Consider the following 22,941-nt stretch of genomic DNA (forward strand, 5'->3'; position numbering starts at 1 on the left):
GCGCCGGTGTGAACCCACGACTTTTTATCCATGAACATACAGATCGGCGACATCGGCCATATCATCCAGCTGGCCATCGCGCCGGTTTTCCTGCTGACCGGCATCGGCACCATGCTGGTGGTGCTGACCAACCGCCTGGGCCGCATCATCGACCGCACGCGCGTGCTGGAAGACCGGCTCGACATCGGCTACAACGATTTCTATATGGATGAGCTAGATACCTTGTATCAGCGCACCCATCTGATCAATTACTCGATTTCGCTCAGCACGGCGTGCGGTTTCTTCGTCTGCGTCATCATCGCCATGCTGTTTTTGGGCGATATTCTGAACCTGACCCTGGACAAATACATCGCTGCCTTCTTCGTGCTGGCCGTGGTTTGCCTGATCGGCTGTTTTATTTATTTACTGCGCGAAATTTACCTGGCCGCCAGGGCCCAGCGCATCCGGCGCCATATCCGTCCGCCCCGTTAAGCGGCCGCGCCGGTTTTACCCTACTATTGAAGAACGAGTCCCGTATGCACGATTACAAACGCCCCCCCACCCTGCACCGCTACGGCCAGCGCAGCGAACTCGAACTGGCGCTGAGCCTGGGCCAGTTCCGCCTGACGCCGGCGGGCAATTGTCTGACCCTGAGCTTTTCGCAGGTGTGGGACAAGAAACTGTTCGATGTGTTCGCCCCGGCCGATGCCTGTTTGATCATCCACAATACGGAAGAATTCGGCGAACGCCTGCACCGCGCCGTGCAGCGCACCTTGCCCAGCTGGGCCGGCATCGACGGCATCGTCGAATACGGCCAGCGCGCCGCCCTGGGCGCCGCCTTCACCAAGACGCGCGCCGAAGCGGTTGAACAGGAATGGCTGTTCGCCTGGCGCTCGATGCAGCCGCAGGCCAGCCTCAATCCCGTCACGGTAAAGCTGGGCAGCCTGGAAAACTTCGCGGAAATCCGCGACCGCGACACCTATCTGGCGTGATTTAACCTGCCTTTTCCGCGTGCTGGCTGTCGATACGGGCCAGCACGGCCGCCATCATGCGCTCGATATCGCCGCGTATCATGGTCGTGCCCAGCATGCCGGGCACATAGAAGCCCGGCATCAGCCGGCTGGAAAAGACGATGCGCGTGCCGCCCGTCTCGGGCACCGGATACAGATTCCAGCGCGATTCGTAGTGCCGCATGTCGCCCGAAATGAGGGCGATGTCGATGGCCGTGAACGGCGTTTCCGTGGCCCGCACCACCAGGTGGATGCCGTGGTTCATGAACAGGAAGCGGGCCACGCCCTGCTGCTCGATGATGACTTCATTGCCGTTGCGCGACAGCACGCGGCAGGAACTGAGGTCGGGCACGAATTCGCTCATGCGCTCGTAGGTGGTCAGGGTCTTCCACACGGAGGCCGGCGGTGCCTGCACGCTGCCGCTGGCATCGACTTCATACATGCGCTGCCCGTCGACCTCGATGCGCTTGACCTCGACCTTCAGCTTGTCCAGGCGTGGCGCCTGCGCCAGCGCGGCAGCGGGGACGGCGCACAGCATCAGCAGGCAGAGGAAGAGTCGCTTCATGTCACCTAGCCTACGGGAAAGTACCGCCCGGCACAAGCTGTACGCATCGCCGGCGGGCGCGCCAGGCGATTTAGAACTCCCGGTCTAGAGAAAGTCGCTGCGGTGTTCGTCAATGCTTGTTACCTTACGGCCTGCAACCACCTTACCGGACCGATCACCATGACTGCCTATCCCCACTTGCTGGCCCCGCTCGACCTGGGTTTTACCACCTTGCGCAACAGAGTCATCATGGGGTCCATGCATACGGGCCTGGAAGACCGGTTTTATCATTATGGCAAGCTGGCCGCCTTTTACCGCGAGCGGGCACGGGGCGGCGTGGGGCTGATCGTCACGGGCGGCATTTCGCCGAACCGCCAGGGCTGGCTGCTGCCGTTCGGCGGCACCCTCAATTTCCTCGGCGACGTGCCCAATCACCGCAAGGTGACGCGCGCCGTGCACGAGGAGGGCGGCAAGATCGTCATGCAGATCCTGCATGCGGGCCGCTACGGCTACCAGCCCTTCGTCGTCTCGGCGTCGGCCAAGAAATCGCCGATCTCGCCGTTCCGCCCCCGTCCCCTGACGGAACGGGGCATAGAGCGCACCATCTGCGACTATGTGCGCTGCGCGCGCCTGGCGCAAAAGGCCGGCTATGACGGCATCGAAGTGATGGGCAGCGAGGGCTATCTGCTGAACCAGTTCCTGTGCGCGCGCACGAATCTGCGCCAGGACCGTTGGGGCGGCACGATCGAGAACCGCATGCGCCTGCCCGTGGAGATCGTGCGCCGCATCCGCGCCGCCGTCGGCCCCAATTTCATCATCATGTACCGCCATTCGCTGCTCGACCTGGTCGAGGGCGGCAATACCTGGGACGACGTGGTGACGGTGGCCAGGGCGCTTGAGCAGGCCGGCGTGACCATTCTCAATACGGGCTTCGGCTGGCATGAAGCAAGAGTCCCCACCATCGTCACTTCGGTGCCGCGCGCCGCCTTTGCGAGCGTGGCGGGCCGGCTGCGCCGCGAAGTGACCATTCCCGTGGTGGCGTCGAACCGCATCAACATGCCGAACGAGGCGAATGCCATCCTCGAGCGGGGCGACTGCGACCTGGTGTCGATGGCGCGCCCCTTCCTGGCCGACCCTGACTTTGTCGCCAAGGCGGCCGCGGGCCGCGCCGACGAAATCAACACCTGCATCGGCTGCAACCAGGCCTGCCTCGACCACACCTTTGCCAACAAGCGCGCCAGCTGCCTGGTCAACCCGCGCGCCTGCCATGAAACGGAACTGGTCTACGCGAAAAAGGCCGTGCCGCGCCGGGTGGCCGTCGTCGGCGCCGGGCCTGCCGGCCTGTCGGCCGCCACCGTGGCCGCCGAATGCGGGCACGAGGTGACCCTGTTCGACAGCAGCGACAGCGTGGGGGGCCAGTTCAAGGTGGCCATGCAGATACCGGGCAAGGAGGAATTCACGGAAACCATCCGCTATTTTGCCCGCCGCATCGCCTTGTCGAATATCAAGCTGCGCCTGGGTCAGCGCGTCACGCGCGAGCAGTTGCTGGCCGGCGGCTATGACGACGTCATCATCGCCACCGGCATCAAGGTGCGCCTGCCGGCCATTCCCGGCATCGACCACCCGAAAGTGCTGTCCTACCTGGACGTGCTGCAAAGCAAGAAGCCCGTGGGGGCGCGCGTGGCCATCATCGGCGCGGGCGGCATCGGCTTCGACGTGGGCGAGTATCTGCTGCACGATCCGGCCCATCCGCTGCCCCTGCCCGTGGCCACCTGGGCGGGCGAGTGGGGCGTGGACCTGGATGCGGCCAGCGGCGGCGGCCTGGTGCCGCCCGTCGCGTCCACCCCGGTGCGGCAAATCTTCCTGTTGCAGCGCAAGACGTCGAAGGTGGGCGCGGGCCTGGGCAAGACCTCGGGATGGGTGCACCGCGCGGCGCTGGCGCGCAACGGCGTGGCCATGTTGGCCGGCGTCACCTACGACAAGATCGACGGGCAGGGCTTGCACATCACCGTGGGCGGCGAACAGCGTTTGCTGGCCGTCGATAACGTGGTCATCTGCGCGGGCCAGGACAGCCTGACGGAACTCATGCCGCCAGTCGGCAAGGATGGCAAGCCCCTGCAGGCGGGCGGCCCCCGCTTCCATAAAATCGGCGGCGCCGCGCTGGCGGCGGAGCTCGACGCCAAGCGGGCGATACGCGAAGGGGCGGAGCTGGCTGCCAGCCTGTAAAAAGAAGGCTCTGTCCCCGGTAAGTAGGGGAACGCCAGGAATTTTCCCCAGCCCCGGCTGTCTGACTGTACATATCGGACAAACGGGAGCCTGCCATGCAGCCAGCCGAATGGAAAACCTTCATCGCCCAGTTCGCCGCACTGAGCCGTCACCAGCGTCTGGCGAGCGCCACACTGCTGCGCGGGGCAGGATCGCAGAACGCCGCCGTGGCACTGGTCGAAAGCGTGGCCCGGCAGCGGCTACACTGTCCCGCCTGCAACAGCAGCCATGCACCGGCACGGTCATGCTTCGTCACGGGAAAAGGGGCGCTGACCAAGGTGCAACTGCATGCCTGCCACCCGTGATCGACAAGGACGTCTTGCTGGTCACCGACGGCCACGCCGCCTATCGCGCCTTCGCCCGTGCAGCGGGCATCAGCCACCGGGCCGTCAACCTGCGTGCCGGCATCCGCGTGCAGGGCGCCGCCCACGTGCAGAACGTCAACGCGTATCACAGCCGCTTGCGGGAATGGCTGCGCATCTTCCATGGCGTGGCCAGCCGTTATCTGCCGAATTACCTGGGGTGGCGCTGGATACTGGACGCCGGGCGTATCCGCTCTCCGGAAACATTATTGAAGGCAACACTGGGAGAGTTCCCACACTTGACGGTGACATAGCCAAAAAGAAAGCCTGCCGGCTGGGTAGCGGGCAGGCTTGTTGTACGGAAAGGGCGCTGACGCTGGATTAATGCCCGCCATGCCCCTTCTTCGCCGCATCAAAACTCTGCAGCACGTGTTCGGCCATGCCGTTCGCCAGTTCGTGTTCGCCGATGAACACCTTGCCCGCGTTTTCCGCGCGCAGCAATTCCGCCTCTTCCTCGCTGTGCGTGCGCACCACCGTCATGATGTTCGGGTTCAGCGCGCGCGCCGTTTCGATCATGGCGCGCACGTGGAAGGTGTCCGGCGTGGCGATGACGAGCATGGTGGCGTGCGTGATGTGCGCCTGGATCAGCACGGCCGGTTCGCCCGCATTGCCGGCCACGGCCGGAATGCCCTGCTTGCGCAGCTGGTCGACGATTTCGCGGTTTTCCTCGGCCACGACAAAGTGGATGCCCCGTTCCATCAGGGCGGCGGCGATGCGCCGGCCCACGCGGCCATAGCCGACCAGCACGATCTGGCCGGACAGCTTTTCCTGCGGCACCGTCATCGGCAGCTCGGCCAGCGGGTCCGTCGTGCGTTCGAACTTGCGCGCGAAATCGCTGTTGCCGATTACGCGCAGCAGCGGCTTGGCCATGCTGAACACGAGCGGGTTGAGGGCAATCGACAGGATGGCGCCGGCCAGGATCAGGCTTTGGCCTTCCTGCGGCATCAGGCCCAGGGACAGGCCCAGGGCGGCCAGGATGAACGAGAATTCGCCGATCTGCGCCAGGCTGGCCGAGACGATGATGGCCGTTTTCGGCGGATAGCGCAGGGCCATCACGAGCAGGAAGGCGGCGATCGACTTGCCGAAGATAATGATGGCGCACACGGCCAGCACTTGCAGCGGCTTGTCGATGAGGATGGTCGGCTCGAACAGCATGCCGACGGACACGAAGAACAGCACGGCGAACGCGTCGCGCAGGGGCAAGGACTCTTCCGCGGCGCGATGGCTCAGTTCGGATTCGCGCAGCACCATGCCGGCGAAGAAGGCGCCCAGCGCGAACGACACGCCGAACAGCTTGGTCGAAGCGTAGGCGATGCCGACGGCGGCGGCGATCACGCACAAGGTAAACAGTTCGCGCGAACCGGTGCGCGCCACCTGCCACAAGATCCACGGGAACAGCTTGCGGCCCACCACCAGCATGAAGATGATGAAACCGGCGACTTGCCCCAGGGTAATGGCCAGGGTTTGCCACAGGCTGGCCGCCTCGGCGCCCGGCGCGACTTTGCCTCCCAGCACGCTGGCGAACGCCGGCAGCAGTACGAGCACCAATACGGTGACGAGGTCTTCCACCACCAGCCAGCCGACGGCAATGCGGCCATTGAGCGAATCGAGGATGCCCCGTTCTTCCAGCGCGCGCAGCAGCACCACGGTACTGGCCACGGACAGGGCCAGGCCAAAGACCAGTCCGCCACCGAGGCTCCAGCCCCACCAGTGGGCCAGGCCCATGCCCATCGCCGTGGCGACGGCGATCTGCAGGATGGCGCCGGGTAGCGCGATCTTGCGCACATCCCATAAATCTTCGATGGAAAAGTGCAGGCCGACACCGAACATCATCAGCATCACCCCGATTTCCGCCAATTGTCCCGCTATTTCCGCATCTGCCACAAAACCGGGCGTAGCCGGTCCGATGATGATGCCGGCGGCCAGATAGCCGACTAGGGCCGGCAGTTTCAGGCGCGCGGCGATGAAGCCGAAGATGAGGCCGAACCCGAGGGCGGCGGCGATGGTGGTGATCAGGCTGATGTCATGGGGCATGCGTGTGGGGTTCCTTATGGCGACGTGCGGATGAAAAAGATGTTGCTCAGCGACCAAGTATAAACGCATCAAAGGCCGTGCCGGAAAATTTCCTGCGGCTTTATTGCAAAAAATCCGTGCTATATCTTCGTCCAGCCGGCTGCGAACGCCCGCCTATCCACCGCGAACAGCGCCCAATTCAAGCAATCAGGCGCTTCGCCCCCCAGGCGCCTACACCTTGCGCACGACCACGCAGCCGATGGAATAGCCGGCGCCGAACGAGCAGATGACGCCGGTGCTGCCGGCGGCCATATCATCTTGATATTTATGGAAAGCAATAATCGAACCGGCCGACGAGGTGTTGGCGTAGGTGTCGAGGATCACGGGCGCTTCGTTGGCCTGCGCGTCGCGGCCCAGAATCAGGCGCGCGATCAGCAAGTTCATGTTCAGGTTAGCCTGGTGCAGCCAGTAGCGGGAGACTTGCGCCACTTCCACGCCGGCCTTGGCCAGCGTTGCCTTGATCATCTCGGCCGCCATCGGGCACACTTCCTTGAAGACCTTGCGGCCTTGCTGGCGGAACAATTTGTCGGCCTTGCCCACGCCGGACTCGTCGAACCGGTTGAGGAAGCCGAAATTGTTGCGGATGGCGTTAGAGAAGCGCGTTTTGAGTTCCGTGCCGATGATCTCGAACTGGTGCGTAGAGACGGCCGTGTCTTTCGCCTCGACGATGATGGCCGTGCAGGCGTCGCCGAAAATGAAATGGCTGTCGCGGTCGCGCCAGTTCAGGTGGCCGCTGGTGATTTCGGGATTAAGGACCAGCACGGCGCGCGCCTGGCCGCTTTGCACGGCGGCCACGGCTTGCTGGATGCCGAAGGTGGCCGACGAACATGCCACGTTCATGTCAAAACCATAACCATCGATGCCGAGCGCATCCTGCACTTCCACGGCCATGGCAGGGTAGGCGCGCTGCATGTTGCTGCACGCCACCAGTACCATGTCGATATCGGCCGGCGCGCGGCCGGCCCGCGCCAGCGCGTCTTTGGCGGCGGCCACGGCCATTTCCGCCTGCAGCGACAGTTCGTCATCGCCCCGCTCCGCGATGCGCGAGACCATGCGCGCCGGGTCGAGGATGCCTTCCTTTTCCATCACGAAGCGCGACTTGATGCCGGACGCCTTTTCGATGAAGGCCACGCTCGACAGTTCCAGCGCCGTCACCGTGCCCGCGGCGATCGCGTCGGCGTTGTCGGCATTGAACTTTTCTGCGTAGGCATTGAAGCAGGTGACCAGCTCCTCGTTGGAGATCGAAAATGGCGGCGTGTACAGTCCGGTACCGCTGATGACGACTTGTTTCATGGTTAAACTTTCAAATTTGGCAATCGGCGCGGCGCCGATAAGTGAAGCAAATTTTACACAAACGGGCTCGACTGTAGAGAGTTTCGTGCGGCGGGGAGGGGGAAGTGTGGCGGAAGATTGATTTTTGTCGCGTGGAAGGGCGACGGGGGGCATGGCGCCCCCCCTTGGTACGGCTTACTTCTGCTGTTCTTTCTTGACGTCGGCCTGCACCACCACCGGTTCGGCCTTGGCCAGCTGCACCGGTAAACCTTTCAGGTGGTTCAGTGCCTGGTGCAATTGAAAATCGTCCTTGCTGCCAAATTCCAGCGGCTTGCGGGTCTTTTCCAGGGCGATGATGCGCAATTGCTCTTCCATTTCGTCGTTGACGGGCGCGGCCTTGGCGCTTTCCTTGTCGCGGTCGTTGCTCAGGTGCTTGGTCAGGTCCGCTTCGCGGATGCGCAAGCCGTTCAGGCCGTCGCCGTCCGCATTTTCATCGACGAGCAGGTCGGGCACGATGCCCTTGGCCTGGATCGAGCGGCCGTTCGGCGTGTAGTAGCGGGCCGTCGTCAGCTTGACGGCCGTGTCGGCCGTCAGCTGGCGGATGGTTTGCACGGAACCCTTGCCGAAGGTCTGCGTGCCGATGATGGTGGCGCGCTTGTAGTCCTGCAGGGCGCCGGCGACAATTTCGGACGCCGAGGCCGACCCCGTGTTGACGAGCACCACCAGCGGCACCTTTTTGATGGCGGCTGGCAGTTTCGCCAGGGCGTCGCCTTCCGAACGGAAGGTATAGTATTCGGCGCTGCCATAAAACACCTGTTTCGAATCCGGCAACTGGCCATTCGTCGAAACGATGGCCGCGTCCTTCGGCAGGAAGGCGGCCGAGACGCCGATGGCGCCCTGCAGCACGCCGCCCGGGTCGTTGCGCAAGTCCAGCACCATGCCCTTCAGGTGGGGGTCTTGCTTGTAGAGCGCCGTGATCTGCGCCGCCATGTCGTCGACGGTCGGTTCCTGGAATTGCGACACGCGCAGCCAGGCGTAGCCCGGCTCGACCATCTTCGCCTTCACGCTCTTCTGGTGGATTTCCTCGCGCGTGATGGTGAACGCCAGCGGCTGCGGTTCATCCTTGCGGGCGATGGTCAGCGATACCTTGGTGCCCGGTTCGCCCCGCATGCGCTTGACGCTGTCGTCCAGGCTCACGCCCTTGACGGGCTGGCCATCGAGGCGGGTGATCAAATCGCCGGCCTTGATGCCGGCGCGGTAGGCGGGCGAGTCCTCGATGGGCGAGACGATCCTGATGTAGCCGTCTTCGCTGAGGCCGATTTCGATGCCCAGGCCGACGAACTTACCCTCGGAGCCTTCGCGTAGTTCCGCGTAGGCTTTCTTGTCCAGGTAGGCGGAATGGGGGTCGAGCGAGGCGACCATGCCGGCAATGGCTTCTTCCAGCAGCTTCTTGTCTTCGACGGGCTCGACGTAATCGGACTTGATCAGGCCAAACACGTCGGCCAGCTGTCGCAACTCTTCCAGGGGCAGGGGCGGTTCGACGGTTTTTTGCGCCATCGCCGAAAATTGCAGCGAGACGGCGACGCCGGCCACCACGCCCAGGCCGATCAAGCCGGTATTTTTGAGTTTGCCCATAGTTCCACCTGTGAATGTCATGCACAAGCGCCAGTCCCCTTGGAGCGGCGCTTTCCTGAAAGTATAGACCTGAATCTCTGCCAGTGTGGGCCGGCCATGGAAAAAGCGTAGCTGGACCCAGTCTACGTGTGAATACGGGGCTTTCAGCTTGCCATATGTTGCGGTTTTGTATGCGATGTATAGTTACTCTTGAGGGGAGTAAGCATTTGTAAGAGTCGAAAAAAAGCGTGTGCGGCGGGCCTATAGTGAATTTGCATTCTCGACCCGAAGTGGTTTTGCCTGCGTCTGCGGACGCAGGCTTTTTTTTATCTGCGGGTTCAAGCTCATTTAGACTGGCGCTTCTTCCTTGGCAGCGGATAAAAAATGTTAACTGATTTGCAGGCACGTGCCGCGCTCACAGCGCTGATTGAAAAGTATCTGCGGGGGCGGGATCCTGATGCCGGCCTGCTGATCGACATCGTGCAGGATCCGTCACGGCAAGTGCCGATCAGGGGCGTGCTCGAAGATATAGGGCGGTGCGGGCACGTGCCGTTCACGCAACAGGAGCTGGCGCTGATCGACGACCTGCTCTCTATGTATGGATAAGCGCTCCATGCGCTTTTCCAGCCCGCGCCATGCGTGCCGCTGGACAATGAACCTACCTTGAGCCTGGCCGGACCGGCTGGCGCTTCCGGGGCCATCCCGGGGCAAGGATGGCCAAAGGGTGCGGCGACGTGCTACATTCCTGCAGCGCCTGGCGCGGCGGGCTATCCGCCCGATCTCTTTGACATGCCCCATAAGGACAATCCGTGAACCGATATCTCTTAAGCAGCCTGACCCTGACCCTGTTGGCTGCGTTTGCCCATGCCGCTGAACCCGTCTCCGCCGCATCCACCGTTGCCGCGCCGACCGTGGCGCCCGGCGCCGCACCTGCCGCCGCCGGCGTCGTCTCCGGCATCGACGTGCAGTACATCGACCCCGCCGTGCGCGTGCAGGACGATTTCTTTACCCATTTGAACGGCAAATGGCTGGCCACGGCCGAGATTCCCGCCGACAAGTCGAGCTGGGGTTCGTTTGCCAAGCTGCGCGACGACACGACGCCGCAATTGCGCGGCATCATTGAATCGACGCAACAGGACAAGAACAAGAAGGCGGGTTCCGAAGCGCAGAAAATCGGCGACCTGTACGCCAGCTACATGGATGAAGCCAAGCTCGAAGCGCTGGGCACGAAGCCGCTGGCCGGCGAACTGAACCGCATCCGCTCGCTGCGCGACAAGAAGGGCGTGCCGGCCCTGATCGCCCACCTGAGCCAGACGGGCGTGTCGACACCATATGCCGTCTACGTGGGCCAGGATGCGCGCGCCTCGACGAAATATGCGGCTTACGTGAGCCAGAGCGGCCTGGGCATGCCGGACCGCGACTACTACCTGGAAGCCAAGCAGGCTGGCGTCAAGGAAAAATACCAGGCGCACGTGGAAAAGATGCTGTCCATGGCCGGCGACAAGAACGCCGCCGCCCGCGCCAAGGCCGTCGTTGCCCTGGAAACGGCCCTGGCCGAAGTGCAATGGACCAAGGTCGAGAACCGCGACCCCGTCAAACGCTACAACAAGACCGACATCAATAAACTGAACGACATGACCCCGGGCTACGACCTGAAATCCGGCCTGGCCGCGCTGGGCATCGCCAACAAGGTCGATTACGTCATCGTCAACCAGCCGAGCTACCTGGCCGGCTACAACAAGGTGCTGGCGTCAAGCGACCTGGATACCCTGAAAGCGTACTTCGAATGGCAGTTGCTGCGCAGCTATGCCAGCTACCTGTCGAAAAACTTCGTCGACGAGAGCTTTGCCTTCTACGGCACGGTACTGAGCGGCGTGACGGAAAACCAGCCGCGCTGGAAGCGTGGCGTGGGCGCCGTCGAAGGCGTGCTGGGCGAAGCCGTCGGTAAACTGTACGTGGCGCAATATTTCCCGGCAGAACGCAAGGCGCACATGCAGGAACTGGTGAAAAACGTGCTGGCCGCCTACAAGGACAGCATCGACACCCTGGACTGGATGAGCCCGGAAACCAAGAAGGAAGCCCAAGCCAAGCTGGCCAAGTTCACGCCGAAGATCGCGTATCCGAACAAATGGCGCGATTACTCGAAGCTGCAGATCGTCCAGGGCGACCTGGTGGGCAACATGATGCGCGCCGCCAATTTCGGTTCCGCGCGCCAGGTGGCCAAGCTGGGTAAGCCGATCGACCGCGAAGAGTGGGGCATGACGCCGCAGACGGTGAACGCCTATTACAGCTCGACGATGAATGAAATCGTCTTCCCGGCCTCCATCCTGCAGCCGCCGTTCTTTGACGCCAACGCGGACGATGCCGTCAACTATGGCGCCATCGGCGCCGTCATCGGCCATGAAATCAGCCACGGCTTCGACGACAAGGGCAGCCAGTCCGATGGCGACGGCAACCTGCGCGACTGGTGGACGCCGGCCGACCGCAAGAACTTCGCCGCCAAGGCCGATGCGCTGACCAAGCAATACGACGGTTACAGCCCATTGCCTGGCTACCACGTCAATGGCGCGCTGACCCTGGGCGAGAACATCGCCGACAACTCGGGCGTGGCGATCGCCTATAAAGCGTACAAGATCTCGCTGGGCGGCAAGCCGGCGCCCGTGCTCGATGGCCTGACGGGCGACCAGCGCTTCTACATGGGCTTTGGCCAGGTGTGGCGCAGCAAGATGCGCGAAGCACAGCAGATCGTGCAGATCAAGACCGACCCGCATTCGCCGGGCCAGTACCGCGCCAACGGCACCATGGTCAACCAGCCTGGCTTCTATGAAGCGTTTGGCGTGAAACCGGGCGACAAGATGTATGTTGCCCCGGAAAACCGCGTGATCATCTGGTAAGCGGCTGCGCTTCATCGCGGAAAACGTATTACTGTAGCAACAAGAGAGACCACCTCGCGTGGTCTTTTTTGCATTCATGACAAAGTTTTTTCTGTCATTTCGGCCGGTATGCTACAGTCAAAAACCGGGCCAGAAGCCCTGGGCCTTCTGACCCTTATATTTCACACAATACAATATAGAGGACAACCGTGAATCGTTATTTGTTAAGTGCATTGACCCTGAGTTTGCTGGCCGGCGTGTCCGGCATGGCTGGCGCCGCTGATAGCGCCAAGAAAGCCGCTCCCGCCACCGCCGTCGCGGCCGCCGCGCTCACCTCCGGCATCGCCGTCGAGTACGTGGACCCTGCCGTGCGCGCGCAGGACGACCTGTTCCAGCACCTGAATGGCAAATGGCTGGCGGAAACCGTGATTCCTGCCGACAAGTCGAGCTGGGGCAGCTTTGCCAAGCTGGCCGACGACACCCAAACGCAGCTGCGCGGCATCGTCGAGGGCGCGGCCGCCGACAAGGCCCGTGCGGCCGGTTCGAATGCCCAGAAAATCGGTGATTTCTATAACAGCTTCATGGATGAAGCCAAGCTGGAAAGCCTGGGCCTGACGCCCTTGAACGCGGAACTGGCGAAGATCGCCGCGCTGCAGGACAAGGCCGAGTTGCCTGCCGTCATCGCCCACTTCAGCAAGCTGGGCGTGACCTCGCCCTACGATTTCGGCATCCACCAGGACGCCAAGGATTCCACCAAATACGTGGCCGACATCGTGCAAAGCGGCCTGGGCTTGCCTGACCGCGACTACTACCTGGAAGCGGGCAAGGCCGATACGCGCGCGAAATACCTGGCCCACGTGGAAAAAATGCTGAGCCTGGCCGGCGATGCGAACGCGGCCGCGAATGCGAAAGCCATCGTGGCGCTGGAAACGGAGCTGGCCAAGGCGCAATGGAGCAATGTGCAGAACCGCGATCCGGTCAAGACCTACAACAAGGTGGAACTGGCGAAACTGGCCGCCGTGGCGCCAGGCTACGACTGGGCCCGCTACCTGAAGGACACGGGCATCGCCGGCAAGGTCGATTATGTGATCGTCAGCCAGCCCAGCTACCTGAAAGGTTTTGCCGAGATCGCCAACAAGACGCCGCTGGAAACGTGGAAAGCCTATTTCCAGTGGCACTTGCTGCACGCCAACGCCGGCTACCTGCCGAAAGCCTATGTCGATGAAAACTTCGCGTTTTACGGCACCACCCTGACGGGCGTGACGGAAATGCGTCCGCGCTGGAAACGCGGCGTGGGCGCCGTCGAAGGCGCGCTGGGCGAGGCCGTGGGCCAGCTGTACGTGGAGCAATATTTCCCGGCCGAGCGCAAGGTGCGCATGGAAGCGCTGGTGAAAAACCTGATGACGGCCTACAAGCAAAGCATCGACAAGCTCGACTGGATGAGCCCCGTCACCAAGAAACAGGCGCAAATCAAGCTGGCCAAGTTCACCACCAAGATCGGCTATCCGAACAAATGGCGCGATTACTCGGGCCTGACGGTGGCGCCCGATGATTTGATCGGCAACATCCAGCGTTCGCACCTGCTCAACTACAACCGCGAATTGAACAAGCTGGGCCAGCCTATCGACCGCGACGAGTGGGGCATGACGCCGCAGACCGTGAACGCCTATTACAACCCGGAACTGAACGAAATCGTCTTCCCGGCCGCCATTTTGCAGGCGCCGTTCTTTGACGCCAAGGCGGACGACGCCGTCAACTACGGCGCCATCGGCGGCGTGATCGGCCATGAAATCAGCCACGGCTTCGACGACCAGGGCGCCCAGTACGACGGCGACGGCAACCTGCGCGACTGGTGGACCAAGGCCGACCACAAGAACTTCGCCAGGAAAACCAAGCAGCTGGTGGCGCAGTACAACAGCTTCAGTCCTGTTCCTGGTCACTTCGTCAACGGCGAGCTGACCCTGGGCGAGAACATCGCCGACAACTCGGGCGTGGCGATTGCCTACAAGGCGTACAAATTGTCGCTCAATGGCAAGAAAGCCCCCATCATCGACGGTTTCACGGGCGAGCAGCGCTTCTACGCGGGCTTTGCCCAGGTTTGGCGCATGAAGATGCGCGAAGCCCAGCAGCTGGTGTTGCTGAAGACCGACCCGCATTCGCCGGGCCAGTTCCGCGCCAACGGCACCATGCGCAACCAGCCCGGTTTCTATCAAGCGTTCGACGTGAAGCCAGGCGACAAGATGTATTTGCCACCGAAAGACCGCGTCATCATGTGGTAAGACGCTAAGTAATCCTCGGGGAATTAGTGTGAATTTATGACGAATAGAACCGGATGCTATGCAAGGGGCTCACTGCGACGCAGTGCGAGCACTGCTAGCAGCGAGCAAGCCTCGTCGGCCACCTTGCAGAGCGCCGGTTATAGAAGTCAGAAATCACAATAATTTATTGGGGGTTACTTAGTTCATGGCTTAAGTTGCCAGCCGCCCCGCGCAAGCCGGGCGGCTTTTTTGCGACCTGATGTAACGCAAACGTCGGGCGAAAAAAAACCGCCCCTGGGGGCGGTTCCTCGATACGGGTGCTGCGCTGCTTACTTGGCAGGCTCGGCTGCTGGTGCGGCGGCGCCGTCAGCGGCTGCGGCCGGCGCAGGTACTTCCGGTTCCTTGAACTTGCCGCCCGACGCATTGGCCATGTAGACGACGGCGCGCGCCACTTCCACATCGTCGAGATCGGGATTGCCGCCCTTGGCCGGCATCGCGCGCAAGCCTTCGATCGCGTGTTTCAGGACTGTATCGTAACCCTGGGCCAGGCGGGCCGACCAGCTGCCCGCGTCGCCAAACTTCGGTGCACCGGCCACGCCGGCGCCGTGGCACGCCACGCAGGTGGCCGTGTACACGGCTTCGCCGCCTTGCAGCACTTTCGGACCGCTGGCATCCTTGAAGGTAAAGCCTTCATTGGCGACCGGGCTCAGACGTGCATCGATGGCTTCCGGCGACTGGCTGTCCGTCCCGGCGCTCTCGTGTTTTTGGGTGGTGACGAATTGCACCAGCAAGATAATGCCGATGACGGTCACCAAAAAGAAGCCGGCTACGGCTGCAAGCAATTGTTTAGGCGTTTTGATCGCTGATTGTTGTTCGTTATGTGCGTCGCTCATGATGTCCTTAGTCCAGATTTGAAACTGATGGCCGTGTAAGGTAGCATTTTTACATGCCTGGATGTAAACCTTTATGAAACCCACAATTATAGGCACAAAAATTGAGCAATGACATGCAATTGCCGGCGATACGACAGTTTCCGTAGACGTAGGTAAAGAAAAACGGTATCCTTCGCATCACTTCAGATATTCCCCCTACGCGGCTGTAGCTCAGTGGATAGAGTATTGGCCTCCGAAGCCAAGGGTCGTGGGTTCGATCCCCGCCAGCCGCACCAGACAAATCAAGCCTTGTGTTTTCTCCCGTCAGCGTCAGTATGAATGCGACGTGTGACGTCATGGCCGCGCAAGCCGCTGCGCAGCCACCCTGTTCAGCAGCGAATATTATTTCAGCAGTTTCAGCAACGCCTCGGCCGCCGCCTCCGACGAGGCCGGATTCTGGCCGGTGATCAAGATGCCATCCGTCAGCACATACGCGGCCCAGTCGGCGCCTTTGGAATAGATGCCGCCGTTTTCCCTGAGCATGTCTTCCACGAGGAAAGGCACGACTTTCGTCAAGCCCACGGCTTCCTCTTCCGTATTCGTGAATCCCGTCACTTTCTTGCCTTTCACCAGAGGCTGGCCATCGCTGCCCTTGACATGGCGCAAGACACCGGGGGCGTGGCAGACGGCGGCGACGGGTTTACCGGCCGCGTGCAGGGCTGCGATGAGGGCGATCGAGTCCGGGTCTTCGGCCAAGTCCCACAGGGGGCCGTGGCCACCAGGATAGAACACGGCGTCGTAGTCGGCAGGCTTGAGCGTGGACAAAGGCACGGTGGACGCCAGCGCGGCCTGGGCCGCCGGGTCGGCCTTGAAGCGGGCCGTGGCCGTCGTTTGCGATTCGGGCGCGTCGCTCTTCGGGTCCAGCGGCGGCTGGCCGCCTTTCGGCGAGGCCAGGGTCAGGCTGGCCCCCGCGTCCTTCAGCACGTAATACGGCGCGGCGAATTCTTCCAGCCAGAAGCCGGTCTTGTGGCCCGTGTCGCCCAGCTGGTCGTGCGAGGTCAATACCATTAAAACGTTCATGCTGACTCCTGTGCAAGCGGTGGGTGGGATGGCTTTGCTGCGCTCTTTACTACGCTTTGAGCTTAGTCCTGTTCGCGTTTTCATGCTGCACGCCTGCGCTGCCTGTTTTTTGTGCAAGAGCTGATGTGCATGTCCGCGACACCCCTGCCGTTGTCGCATTACAACCTCCAAAGTCACCCAGCCGCCGATATCGAAATTGATATCGAAACTGTGGAAAATTTGATTGGAGAGATTATCGTCCAGCCCCTAAGATAAACGCCGAGCATGCGAACGACATGCAAGCAGCATAAAAAATATCAATACAATATCTGGAGATTCATGATGCGCAACGCCACCGGCACGCTCGCGGCCACTTTCCCTCGTCCATTCATTTTGAAGGCAGCCGTTGCGGCATTGGCCGGTATCGGCTTGCTGAGCACGGCTTCGGTGTGGGCGCAGGAGGCGGTGGCGGCCGATGCCAATGCCAATGCCGAGCCTGCCGCAGAAGTGGCTGTCGTGACCGTCAGCGGCGTGCGCCGCTCGGCGCAGAATTCGCAGCAGATCAAGATGCGCTCGGACCAGGTCATCGATTCCATCGTCGCCGACGACATCGGCAAATTCCCTGACAACAACGTGGCCGAAACCCTGGCCCGCGTGTCCGGCATCCAGATCCGCCGCGACTCGGGCGAGGCGAGCGCCGTCATGATACGCGGCTTGCGCGATGTCACGACCCTGCTCAACGGCCGCGAACTGTTCACCACCACGGGCCGCTACGTCAACCTGGCCGACATTCCCGCCACCATGCTGCAGCGCGTCGACGTGTACAAGTCGCAGGGCGCCGACCAGGTCGAAGGCGGCGTGGCCGGCATCATCGACGTGCGCACGAACCGCCCCTTCGATTTCAAGGAGTTTACCGCCAGCGTGAATACGCGCGCCGTCTACAGCGACAAATCGCAAGCCACGGACCCGAACATCAGCGGCATGGTGTCGAACCGCTGGAAGACGGGCATCGGCGAAGTGGGCGCGCTGCTGGGCTTGTCGCAGCAGCAACACCGCTACCACGAGGAGCGCGCCTTCAGCACGGCGCCCGTGGACAAGAGTTATTTTTCGCCGGGCCTGACGGCGCCGGATCAGGTGGGCTTGTTGCCGATCAAGGGCGACCGCCGCCGCACGACCGCCAATGCCGTGCTGCAATGGCGCCCGAACGCCGACGTGGAACTGTACGCCGAAGGCATGGCCACGCGCTTCCTGCTCGATGCCGAATCCGATTATTTCGTCGGCTTGCCGTGGTGGGGCACGCCCGTGTCCGCCACCAGGATTCCCGGCAGCAACCAGCTGCAGACGCTGACGTCCACCAACGTCAACACCATCATGTCGACGCAGGCGAACAAGAACCAGACGAAGACGCAGCAGTTTGCCGTGGGCGGCTTGTGGGATATCAATCCGGAATGGCGTTTCACGTCGGAACTGGCCAGCACAAGGAGCACGTACAACTGGCGCAATCCGATTCTCGACGCCATCACCGTCGTGCCGAACGCTACCATCAATACCAACCAGAACGGCACCCTGCACGTCGATTACACAGGCATCGATCTGCAAGACCCGTCGAACTACTATCTGAAGGGCTTTTTCGACCGCTACGGCCGCGATGAGGGCAGCGCGAACGACCTGCGCGCCGACCTGGCGTACACGCCCGGTGCCGGCGGCTTTTTCAAGGAAATCAGCGTCGGCTTGCGCGGCGTCAAACGCGAAGCGCAATCGATCAAGAGTTTCGAAGGCAATGCGGAAGCACCGGACGTGTCCGGCGCCGCGTTTCCGTTCAGCCGCCAGGGCGTGACGTCGATTCCGGGCCTCAATTGCCTGTCGGAACCGATGTCCAGCGGCGGCCCCAACTATGGTTTGACGCAGTGGTACACGCCGTGCGCCAGCTTCCTGCTCAATAACACGGCCACGATCCGCGAAGCCATTACGGGCAGCAGCGCGGCGCGCGCCATGGACCCGGGCTCGTTCTTCAAGGATACGGAAAAGACGTATTCCTTCTACGGCAAGGCGAAGATCGCCTTCAAGCTCGGTGCCTACCCCGTCGACGGCACCGTGGGCGTGCGCGTCGTGCGCACGGAGCAAAGCCTGCAAGGCAACAGTTCGCAGGATGGCGTGTACACGCCCGTCATCAGCGACACGGCCAGCACGGACGTGCTGCCCAGCGTGGCCCTGAAGGTCAAGCTGCGCCCCGACCTGGTCGGCCGTTTCGCCGCGGGCCGCACCATCAGCCGCCCCGGCTTTTCCCAGCTGAACCCGGGCGTGGCCCTGGTCAACTCGACGGAAACGGTGAAGGCGACGGGCGCGGGCGGCAATCCGGAGTTGAAACCGGTGACGGGCGACAACGTCGATGCAGCGCTGGAATGGTATTTCGCGCCGGCCGGCTCCGTGACGGCCACCGTGTTCCACCACAAGTTCGACGGCTACATCCAGCAGCGCATTGCCAGCGAAACCATCGGTGGCAAGGTCTACGACGTGGACCGCCCCTACAACACGGCCGACGGCAAGCTGCAAGGCCTGGAAATCGGCTACCAGCAGTTCTATGACGGCTTGCCCGGCATCTTGAACGGCCTGGGCTTGCAGGCGAACGGCACCTATATGAGCGGCAAGACCAACGACGAGACGGGCGGCCATGCCATCACGGGCGTGTCGCGCTATGCCTACAACCTGGTGTTGCTGTACGAGAAAGACGCGTGGTCGGGCCGCCTGGCCTACAACTGGCGCTCGAAATTCATCGACAGCTACAACCAGGGCGGTCCCGGCCTGGACTTGAAGGTGGCGGCCACGGCCCAGCTCGACGGTTCGCTGTCGTACAAGCTCAACGACCAGTTCACGGTGACCCTGGACGGAAATAACTTGCTCGATACCAAGTTCAAGGATTACTGGAACGAGCAGGGCGTGTATGCACGCGATACGCGGCGCTATGACCGCACGGTCGGGTTATCGCTGCGCTGGAAGATGTAAAACGTCCATGGCTGCGTTGCCTTGCCTCGCCGTACTCCTCGTACTGTCTTCGGCAACGCGCCTTGCCCTGAACGTTTTACATGAGTGAAAAAAGCAGTATCCAAGGGCGTTGCCATGGTTTCGGCCGGCAACGCCCCTGTCAGTTGGGCAGTCACGCACGATTCATCATCAAAAAAGAATGGACGGAAAGCATGGAGACGCAAAAATTATCCACCGTTGAAAAGGTCGGCTTCGGCGCCGGCGACATGGCGCTCAATGTCGTCATCTCGTCGATGATGCTGATCATTACCTTTTTCTACACCGATATCTATGGCTTGAAGACGAGCGACCTGGCCCTGCTGTTCGTGGCCGTGAAAGTGGTGGGTGCCATTGCCGACCTGGTCATGGGCCAGATCACCGACCGCTACAGCTTTGCCTCGGGCCGCTACCGCCCGTATCTGCTGTGGCTGGCCGTGCCGTTCGGCGTCAGCGTGTTTTTTGTGTTTACGACGCCGGCATGGGGCTATGACGCCAAGCTCATCTGGGCGTATTCCACCTACATCTTGATGACCATCATGACGGCCGGCGTGGGCATCCCGTATATTTCCCTGATCAGCGGCCTGACCAGCGACCCGCACGAGCGCCTGTCGGCCAACGGCTACCGTTTGTTCTTCGCCAAGATCGGCGCCTTCATGGTGACCATCGTCGTGCCGGTGCTGTCGCAGCGCTGGGGCGGCGGCAACCCGGCTGTCGGCTATCAGGCGGCCATGGCCGTGATGGCCGTCATGGGCGTGGCCCTGTTCCTGTTCTGCTATTTCACCACCACCGAGCGCGTCGTGCACGTGGTGGAAAAACAATCGTTGATGGAGCAGCTGCGCCTGCTGCTGAAGAACGACCAGTGGCTGGTGCTGTGCGGCGTGTGCGTCACGGGCACGGTGGGCTACGTGGTGCGCGGCTCCGTCGCCATCTATTACGCGAAATACTACCTGGGCGGCGACACGGAAACCGTGGCCGCCTTTCTCACGACGGGCGTGGTGGCCGCCATCCTGGCCATGATCGCCTCGACGTGGATCACCAAGTTCTATTGCAAGGTGAAACTGTTCCGCTACACGCAGATCGGCGTGGCGCTGATCAGCCTGGCGATCTACTTTTTTGTGAAGCCCAGCGATACGCTGCTGGCCTTCGCCCTGTATTTCCTGCTCTCCTTCGTGGTGGACTTGCATGCCCCCGTGTTCTGGTCGGCCATCGCCGAAACCATTGATTACGGTCAAGTCAAGACGGGCAAGCGCGTCTCCGGCTTCGCCTTTGGCGGCATTTCCGTGTGCCAGAAGGCTGGCATGGCCGTGGCCGGCTTCATGGTGGGCATGCTGCTGTCGTATTTCGACTACCAGCCCAACCATGAGCAGACGCAATTCGCCCTGAACGGCATCGCCCTGATGCTGTCGGTCATCCCCGGCTTCTTCCACTTGCTGATGGGGCTGCTGATGTTCAAGTACCGCATCAGCGATGACTATTACCGAGGCGTAAAAGTGGAAATGCACAAGCGCGGTTTTGTCGCTGCGTAAGAATCATTGAATGGAGTAAGCAACATGGCAGACATCTTGAAACCGCTGATCGAACAACGTGCCGATCCGCACATCTACCGCCACAGCGACGGCTATTATTACTTTACGGCGTCCGTGCCCCAGTACGACCGCATCGAACTGCGCCGCGCCGACAGCATCGCCGGGCTGGCCGAGGCGCCCACCGTCGACGTGTGGCACAAGCCGGACACGGGCCCGTACAGCGAGCTGGTGTGGGCGCCCGAATTGCACTTCAACGACGGCGCCTGGTATGTGTATTTCGCCGCCGCACCGAGCCGCGAAATCAAGCATAAGCTGTTCCAGCACCGCATGTATGCGATCCGCAACACGAACGCCAACCCCTTGGAAGGCGAGTGGGAATTCATGGGCCAGATCGACACGGGCATCGACACCTTCTGCCTCGACGCCACCACTTTTACGCACGACGGCGTGCTGTACTACCTGTGGGCGCAGAAGGATGTGGCCATCGAGGGCAACTCGAACCTGTACATCGCACCGATGGCCACGCCGTGGCAGCTGGCCGGCCCGCCCGTGATGCTGAGCAAGCCCGAGTTCGACTGGGAAATCCGCGGCTTCTGGGTCAACGAAGGGCCGTCCGTGCTGAAACGCCACGGCAAGATCTTCATCAGCTATTCGGCCAGCGCCACCGATGAAAACTATGCGATGGGCCTGCTGTGGGCGGACGCATCCGCCGACCTGCTCGATCCCGCCGCGTGGACGAAGTCACCCGAGCCCGTGTTTGCCACCTGCTACGAGCACGGCATCTATGGCCCCGGCCACAACAGTTTTACCACGGCCGACGAAGGGGACAATGTGTTGCTGGTGTACCATGCCCGCACCTACACGGAAATCGTTGGCGACCCGCTGTGGAACCCGGACCGCCACACGTTTGTGAAACCGCTGCGCTGGGATGCGCAGGGCATGCCCGTGTTTGGCCGTTCATCGACCCTGTAAAACCTGGACCCGACGCCATGACCCCAGTTGATTCTGTTTCAGTGACGCAAGCGCCGTTCGGCGTCCTGCCCGACGGCGCACCCGTCACCGTGCATACCCTGACGAACAAGCAGGGCATGCAAGTGAAAGTGCTCGATTTCGGCGCCATCATCAGCGAAATCCACGTACCGGACCGCGATGGCCGCTTTGCCGACGTGGTGCTCGGTTTCGAGCGCATCGAGCCGTATCTGCACAATAGCGCTTTCCTGGGCGCCGTCATCGGGCGCTACGGCAACCGCATTGCGGGGGGACGCTTCAGCCTCGACGGCAAGGATTACCAGCTGGCCGTGAATAACCCGCCCAATCACTTGCATGGCGGAAACCAAGGTTATCACCAGGTGATGTGGCAGGCCGAACCGTTCACGAAGGAAGACGCCGTGGGCGTGACGTTCACGCGCAGCAGCCCGGACGGCGAAGATGGCTATCCGGGCAAGCTCGACGTAACGGTCGTCTATGAACTGGACAACGATAACGCCCTGAGCCTGCGCTACCACGCCGTGACGGACCAGGCCACGCCCGTCAACTTGACCAACCACAGCTATTTCAACCTGGCGGGGCAGGGCCATATCCTCGGCCACGAAGTGTCCATCAACGCGGACCGCTACCTGCCCGTCGATGCCGGTTCGATACCCACGGGCGAGCTGGCGGACGTGGCCGGCACGCCGTTCGACCTGCGCCTACCCACCGTCATCGGCGACAGCATAGCCCTGCCGCATGAACAGATCCGCATCGGGCGCGGCTATGACCATAACTTTGTGCTCAATCAAAAGCCGGGCCAGCTGCTGAACCTGGCCGCCACCGTGCGCGATCCCGCCTCGGGCCGGGCGATGCAGGTGTACACGCAGGAACCGGGCATTCAGTTTTATTCCGGCAATTTCCTCGACAGCAACCAGTACGGCAAGCTGCGCGCCATCAGCTACCGCAGCGCGCTGTGCCTGGAAACCCAGCATTTCCCGGATGCGCCGAACCAGGCGCATTTCCCGAACACCATCTTGCGCCCGGGCGAGGAATACCGGACGGAAACCGTGTACCGCTTTTCCGCCGAGTAAGCGCCCCAGCCAAAATCGCCCACGCCCTGCCGCCACGTGCCCGCAGGGCGTTTTCATTGGTGCATGCTGATATCGTTTTCGATATCGGAACGCATTAAAAATTGATTGGAAAGGCATGGCAGGATTCTTTAGTATTCCAACATCGCTGCCCGG

At 62.0% G+C, this 22,941-nt stretch carries 18 protein-coding genes and 1 tRNA gene; 13 read left to right on the plus strand and 6 right to left on the minus strand.

Translation table 11 applies throughout. The annotated features are described in order from the left end of the window. Positions 1 to 30: 30 nt before the first annotated feature. Complete coding sequence (locus tag BXA07_RS01205) at positions 31 to 471, plus strand: DUF2721 domain-containing protein (RefSeq protein ID WP_076564903.1); 441 nt, start codon at positions 31 to 33, stop codon at positions 469 to 471. A gap of 44 nt (positions 472 to 515) precedes the next feature. After that, positions 516 to 971, plus strand: a complete 456-nt coding sequence (locus tag BXA07_RS01210; RefSeq protein ID WP_076564905.1) for a hypothetical protein — start codon at positions 516 to 518, stop codon at positions 969 to 971. Between the two features lies 1 nt (position 972). Here BXA07_RS01210 and BXA07_RS01215 read toward each other — a convergent pair whose 3' ends face one another. Further along, positions 973 to 1,554 (minus strand): SRPBCC family protein, encoded by a 582-nt coding sequence (locus tag BXA07_RS01215; RefSeq protein ID WP_244556142.1) that lies wholly within the window; start codon positions 1,552 to 1,554, stop codon positions 973 to 975. Between the two features lie 159 nt (positions 1,555 to 1,713). Here BXA07_RS01215 and BXA07_RS01220 point away from each other — a divergent pair, with 159 nt between their 5' ends. The 3 genes from BXA07_RS01220 to BXA07_RS01225 all read left to right on the plus strand — a co-directional run bounded on the left by BXA07_RS01220 (position 1,714) and on the right by BXA07_RS01225 (position 4,414). Beyond that, positions 1,714 to 3,759 (plus strand): NADPH-dependent 2,4-dienoyl-CoA reductase, encoded by a 2,046-nt coding sequence (locus BXA07_RS01220; RefSeq protein WP_076564907.1) that lies wholly within the window; start codon positions 1,714 to 1,716, stop codon positions 3,757 to 3,759. A gap of 95 nt (positions 3,760 to 3,854) precedes the next feature. Continuing rightward, the gene (locus BXA07_RS31205) at positions 3,855 to 4,103 is read left to right on the plus strand and encodes a hypothetical protein (RefSeq protein WP_244556170.1); all 249 of its coding nucleotides are present in this window, start codon (positions 3,855 to 3,857) and stop codon (positions 4,101 to 4,103) included. After that, positions 4,004 to 4,414, plus strand: coding sequence for an IS1595 family transposase (locus BXA07_RS01225; protein ID WP_348532950.1), 411 nt, complete (start codon positions 4,004 to 4,006; stop codon positions 4,412 to 4,414). Before BXA07_RS31205 ends, BXA07_RS01225 begins: the two co-directional genes overlap by 100 nt. A 67-nt stretch (positions 4,415 to 4,481) precedes the next feature. Here BXA07_RS01225 and ybaL read toward each other — a convergent pair whose 3' ends face one another. The 3 genes from ybaL to BXA07_RS01240 all read right to left on the minus strand — a co-directional run bounded on the left by ybaL (position 4,482) and on the right by BXA07_RS01240 (position 9,140). Beyond that, on the minus strand, positions 4,482 to 6,194 hold the full coding sequence (ybaL, locus tag BXA07_RS01230; RefSeq protein ID WP_076564909.1) for a cation:proton antiporter domain-containing protein: 1,713 nt from the start codon (positions 6,192 to 6,194) through the stop codon (positions 4,482 to 4,484). A gap of 210 nt (positions 6,195 to 6,404) precedes the next feature. After that, positions 6,405 to 7,526 carry a beta-ketoacyl-ACP synthase III gene (locus BXA07_RS01235; RefSeq protein ID WP_076564911.1) on the minus strand — a complete coding sequence of 374 codons (1,122 nt, stop codon included), beginning with the start codon at positions 7,524 to 7,526 and terminating at the stop codon, positions 6,405 to 6,407. Positions 7,527 to 7,700: 174 nt separating this feature from the next. Beyond that, the gene (locus BXA07_RS01240; protein ID WP_076564914.1) at positions 7,701 to 9,140 is read right to left on the minus strand and encodes a S41 family peptidase; all 1,440 of its coding nucleotides are present in this window, start codon (positions 9,138 to 9,140) and stop codon (positions 7,701 to 7,703) included. Positions 9,141 to 9,503: 363 nt separating this feature from the next. Here BXA07_RS01240 and BXA07_RS01245 point away from each other — a divergent pair, with 363 nt between their 5' ends. The 3 genes from BXA07_RS01245 to BXA07_RS01255 all read left to right on the plus strand — a co-directional run bounded on the left by BXA07_RS01245 (position 9,504) and on the right by BXA07_RS01255 (position 14,271). Then, the gene (locus BXA07_RS01245) at positions 9,504 to 9,725 is read left to right on the plus strand and encodes a hypothetical protein (RefSeq protein WP_076564916.1); all 222 of its coding nucleotides are present in this window, start codon (positions 9,504 to 9,506) and stop codon (positions 9,723 to 9,725) included. A 203-nt stretch (positions 9,726 to 9,928) separates the two neighbouring features. Beyond that, positions 9,929 to 12,013 carry a M13 family metallopeptidase gene (locus BXA07_RS01250; protein ID WP_076564918.1) on the plus strand — a complete coding sequence of 695 codons (2,085 nt, stop codon included), beginning with the start codon at positions 9,929 to 9,931 and terminating at the stop codon, positions 12,011 to 12,013. A 188-nt stretch (positions 12,014 to 12,201) separates the two neighbouring features. Continuing rightward, positions 12,202 to 14,271 (plus strand): M13 family metallopeptidase, encoded by a 2,070-nt coding sequence (locus tag BXA07_RS01255; RefSeq protein WP_076564920.1) that lies wholly within the window; start codon positions 12,202 to 12,204, stop codon positions 14,269 to 14,271. A gap of 308 nt (positions 14,272 to 14,579) precedes the next feature. Here the strand turns inward: BXA07_RS01255 and BXA07_RS01260 are convergent, their stop codons facing one another. Beyond that, the gene (locus BXA07_RS01260) at positions 14,580 to 15,143 is read right to left on the minus strand and encodes a c-type cytochrome (protein ID WP_076564922.1); all 564 of its coding nucleotides are present in this window, start codon (positions 15,141 to 15,143) and stop codon (positions 14,580 to 14,582) included. 199 nt (positions 15,144 to 15,342) lie between these two features. On the opposite strand from BXA07_RS01260, the gene BXA07_RS01265 reads away from it, so the two are divergent. Beyond that, positions 15,343 to 15,418: transfer RNA gene (locus tag BXA07_RS01265), tRNA-Arg, on the plus strand. A gap of 106 nt (positions 15,419 to 15,524) precedes the next feature. On the opposite strand, the gene BXA07_RS01270 is transcribed toward BXA07_RS01265, so the two are convergent. Beyond that, positions 15,525 to 16,202, minus strand: a complete 678-nt coding sequence (locus tag BXA07_RS01270; protein WP_076564924.1) for a type 1 glutamine amidotransferase domain-containing protein — start codon at positions 16,200 to 16,202, stop codon at positions 15,525 to 15,527. Positions 16,203 to 16,520: 318 nt separating this feature from the next. Between BXA07_RS01270 and BXA07_RS01275 the strand changes: the two genes are divergently transcribed. The 4 genes from BXA07_RS01275 (at position 16,521) to BXA07_RS01290 (ending at position 22,788) form a co-directional block, all read left to right on the plus strand. Then, positions 16,521 to 19,184, plus strand: coding sequence for a TonB-dependent receptor (locus BXA07_RS01275; protein ID WP_076564926.1), 2,664 nt, complete (start codon positions 16,521 to 16,523; stop codon positions 19,182 to 19,184). A gap of 191 nt (positions 19,185 to 19,375) precedes the next feature. Further along, entirely contained in the window at positions 19,376 to 20,728 is a 1,353-nt protein-coding gene (locus tag BXA07_RS01280; RefSeq protein ID WP_076565625.1) for an MFS transporter, read from the plus strand. 24 nt (positions 20,729 to 20,752) lie between these two features. Beyond that, positions 20,753 to 21,700: a glycoside hydrolase family 43 protein gene (locus tag BXA07_RS01285; RefSeq protein ID WP_076564928.1), complete on the plus strand. Its 948-nt coding sequence runs from the start codon at positions 20,753 to 20,755 to the stop codon at positions 21,698 to 21,700. Between the two features lie 17 nt (positions 21,701 to 21,717). Further along, the gene (locus tag BXA07_RS01290) at positions 21,718 to 22,788 is read left to right on the plus strand and encodes an aldose epimerase family protein (protein ID WP_076564930.1); all 1,071 of its coding nucleotides are present in this window, start codon (positions 21,718 to 21,720) and stop codon (positions 22,786 to 22,788) included. The last annotated feature ends 153 nt before the right edge of the window (positions 22,789 to 22,941 follow it).

The organism is Janthinobacterium sp. TND4EL3 (genome assembly GCF_900156175.1).
GTDB lineage: Bacteria > Pseudomonadota > Gammaproteobacteria > Burkholderiales > Burkholderiaceae_D > Janthinobacterium.

Bases quoted from the DNA above. Each gene is read 5' to 3' on its own strand.
- BXA07_RS01205 (WP_076564903.1), top strand. From the start codon at position 31: ATGAACATACAGATCGGCGACATCGGCCATATCATCCAGCTGGCCATC.
- BXA07_RS01210 (WP_076564905.1), top strand. From the start codon at position 516: ATGCACGATTACAAACGCCCCCCCACCCTGCACCGCTACGGCCAGCGC.
- BXA07_RS01215 (WP_244556142.1), bottom strand. From the start codon at position 1,554: ATGAAGCGACTCTTCCTCTGCCTGCTGATGCTGTGCGCCGTCCCCGCT.
- BXA07_RS01220 (WP_076564907.1), top strand. From the start codon at position 1,714: ATGACTGCCTATCCCCACTTGCTGGCCCCGCTCGACCTGGGTTTTACC.
- BXA07_RS31205 (WP_244556170.1), top strand. From the start codon at position 3,855: ATGCAGCCAGCCGAATGGAAAACCTTCATCGCCCAGTTCGCCGCACTG.
- ybaL (WP_076564909.1), bottom strand. From the start codon at position 6,194: ATGCCCCATGACATCAGCCTGATCACCACCATCGCCGCCGCCCTCGGG.
- BXA07_RS01235 (WP_076564911.1), bottom strand. From the start codon at position 7,526: ATGAAACAAGTCGTCATCAGCGGTACCGGACTGTACACGCCGCCATTT.
- BXA07_RS01240 (WP_076564914.1), bottom strand. From the start codon at position 9,140: ATGGGCAAACTCAAAAATACCGGCTTGATCGGCCTGGGCGTGGTGGCC.
- BXA07_RS01245 (WP_076564916.1), top strand. From the start codon at position 9,504: ATGTTAACTGATTTGCAGGCACGTGCCGCGCTCACAGCGCTGATTGAA.
- BXA07_RS01260 (WP_076564922.1), bottom strand. From the start codon at position 15,143: ATGAGCGACGCACATAACGAACAACAATCAGCGATCAAAACGCCTAAA.
- BXA07_RS01270 (WP_076564924.1), bottom strand. From the start codon at position 16,202: ATGAACGTTTTAATGGTATTGACCTCGCACGACCAGCTGGGCGACACG.
- BXA07_RS01275 (WP_076564926.1), top strand. From the start codon at position 16,521: ATGATGCGCAACGCCACCGGCACGCTCGCGGCCACTTTCCCTCGTCCA.
- BXA07_RS01280 (WP_076565625.1), top strand. From the start codon at position 19,376: ATGGAGACGCAAAAATTATCCACCGTTGAAAAGGTCGGCTTCGGCGCC.
- BXA07_RS01285 (WP_076564928.1), top strand. From the start codon at position 20,753: ATGGCAGACATCTTGAAACCGCTGATCGAACAACGTGCCGATCCGCAC.
- BXA07_RS01290 (WP_076564930.1), top strand. From the start codon at position 21,718: ATGACCCCAGTTGATTCTGTTTCAGTGACGCAAGCGCCGTTCGGCGTC.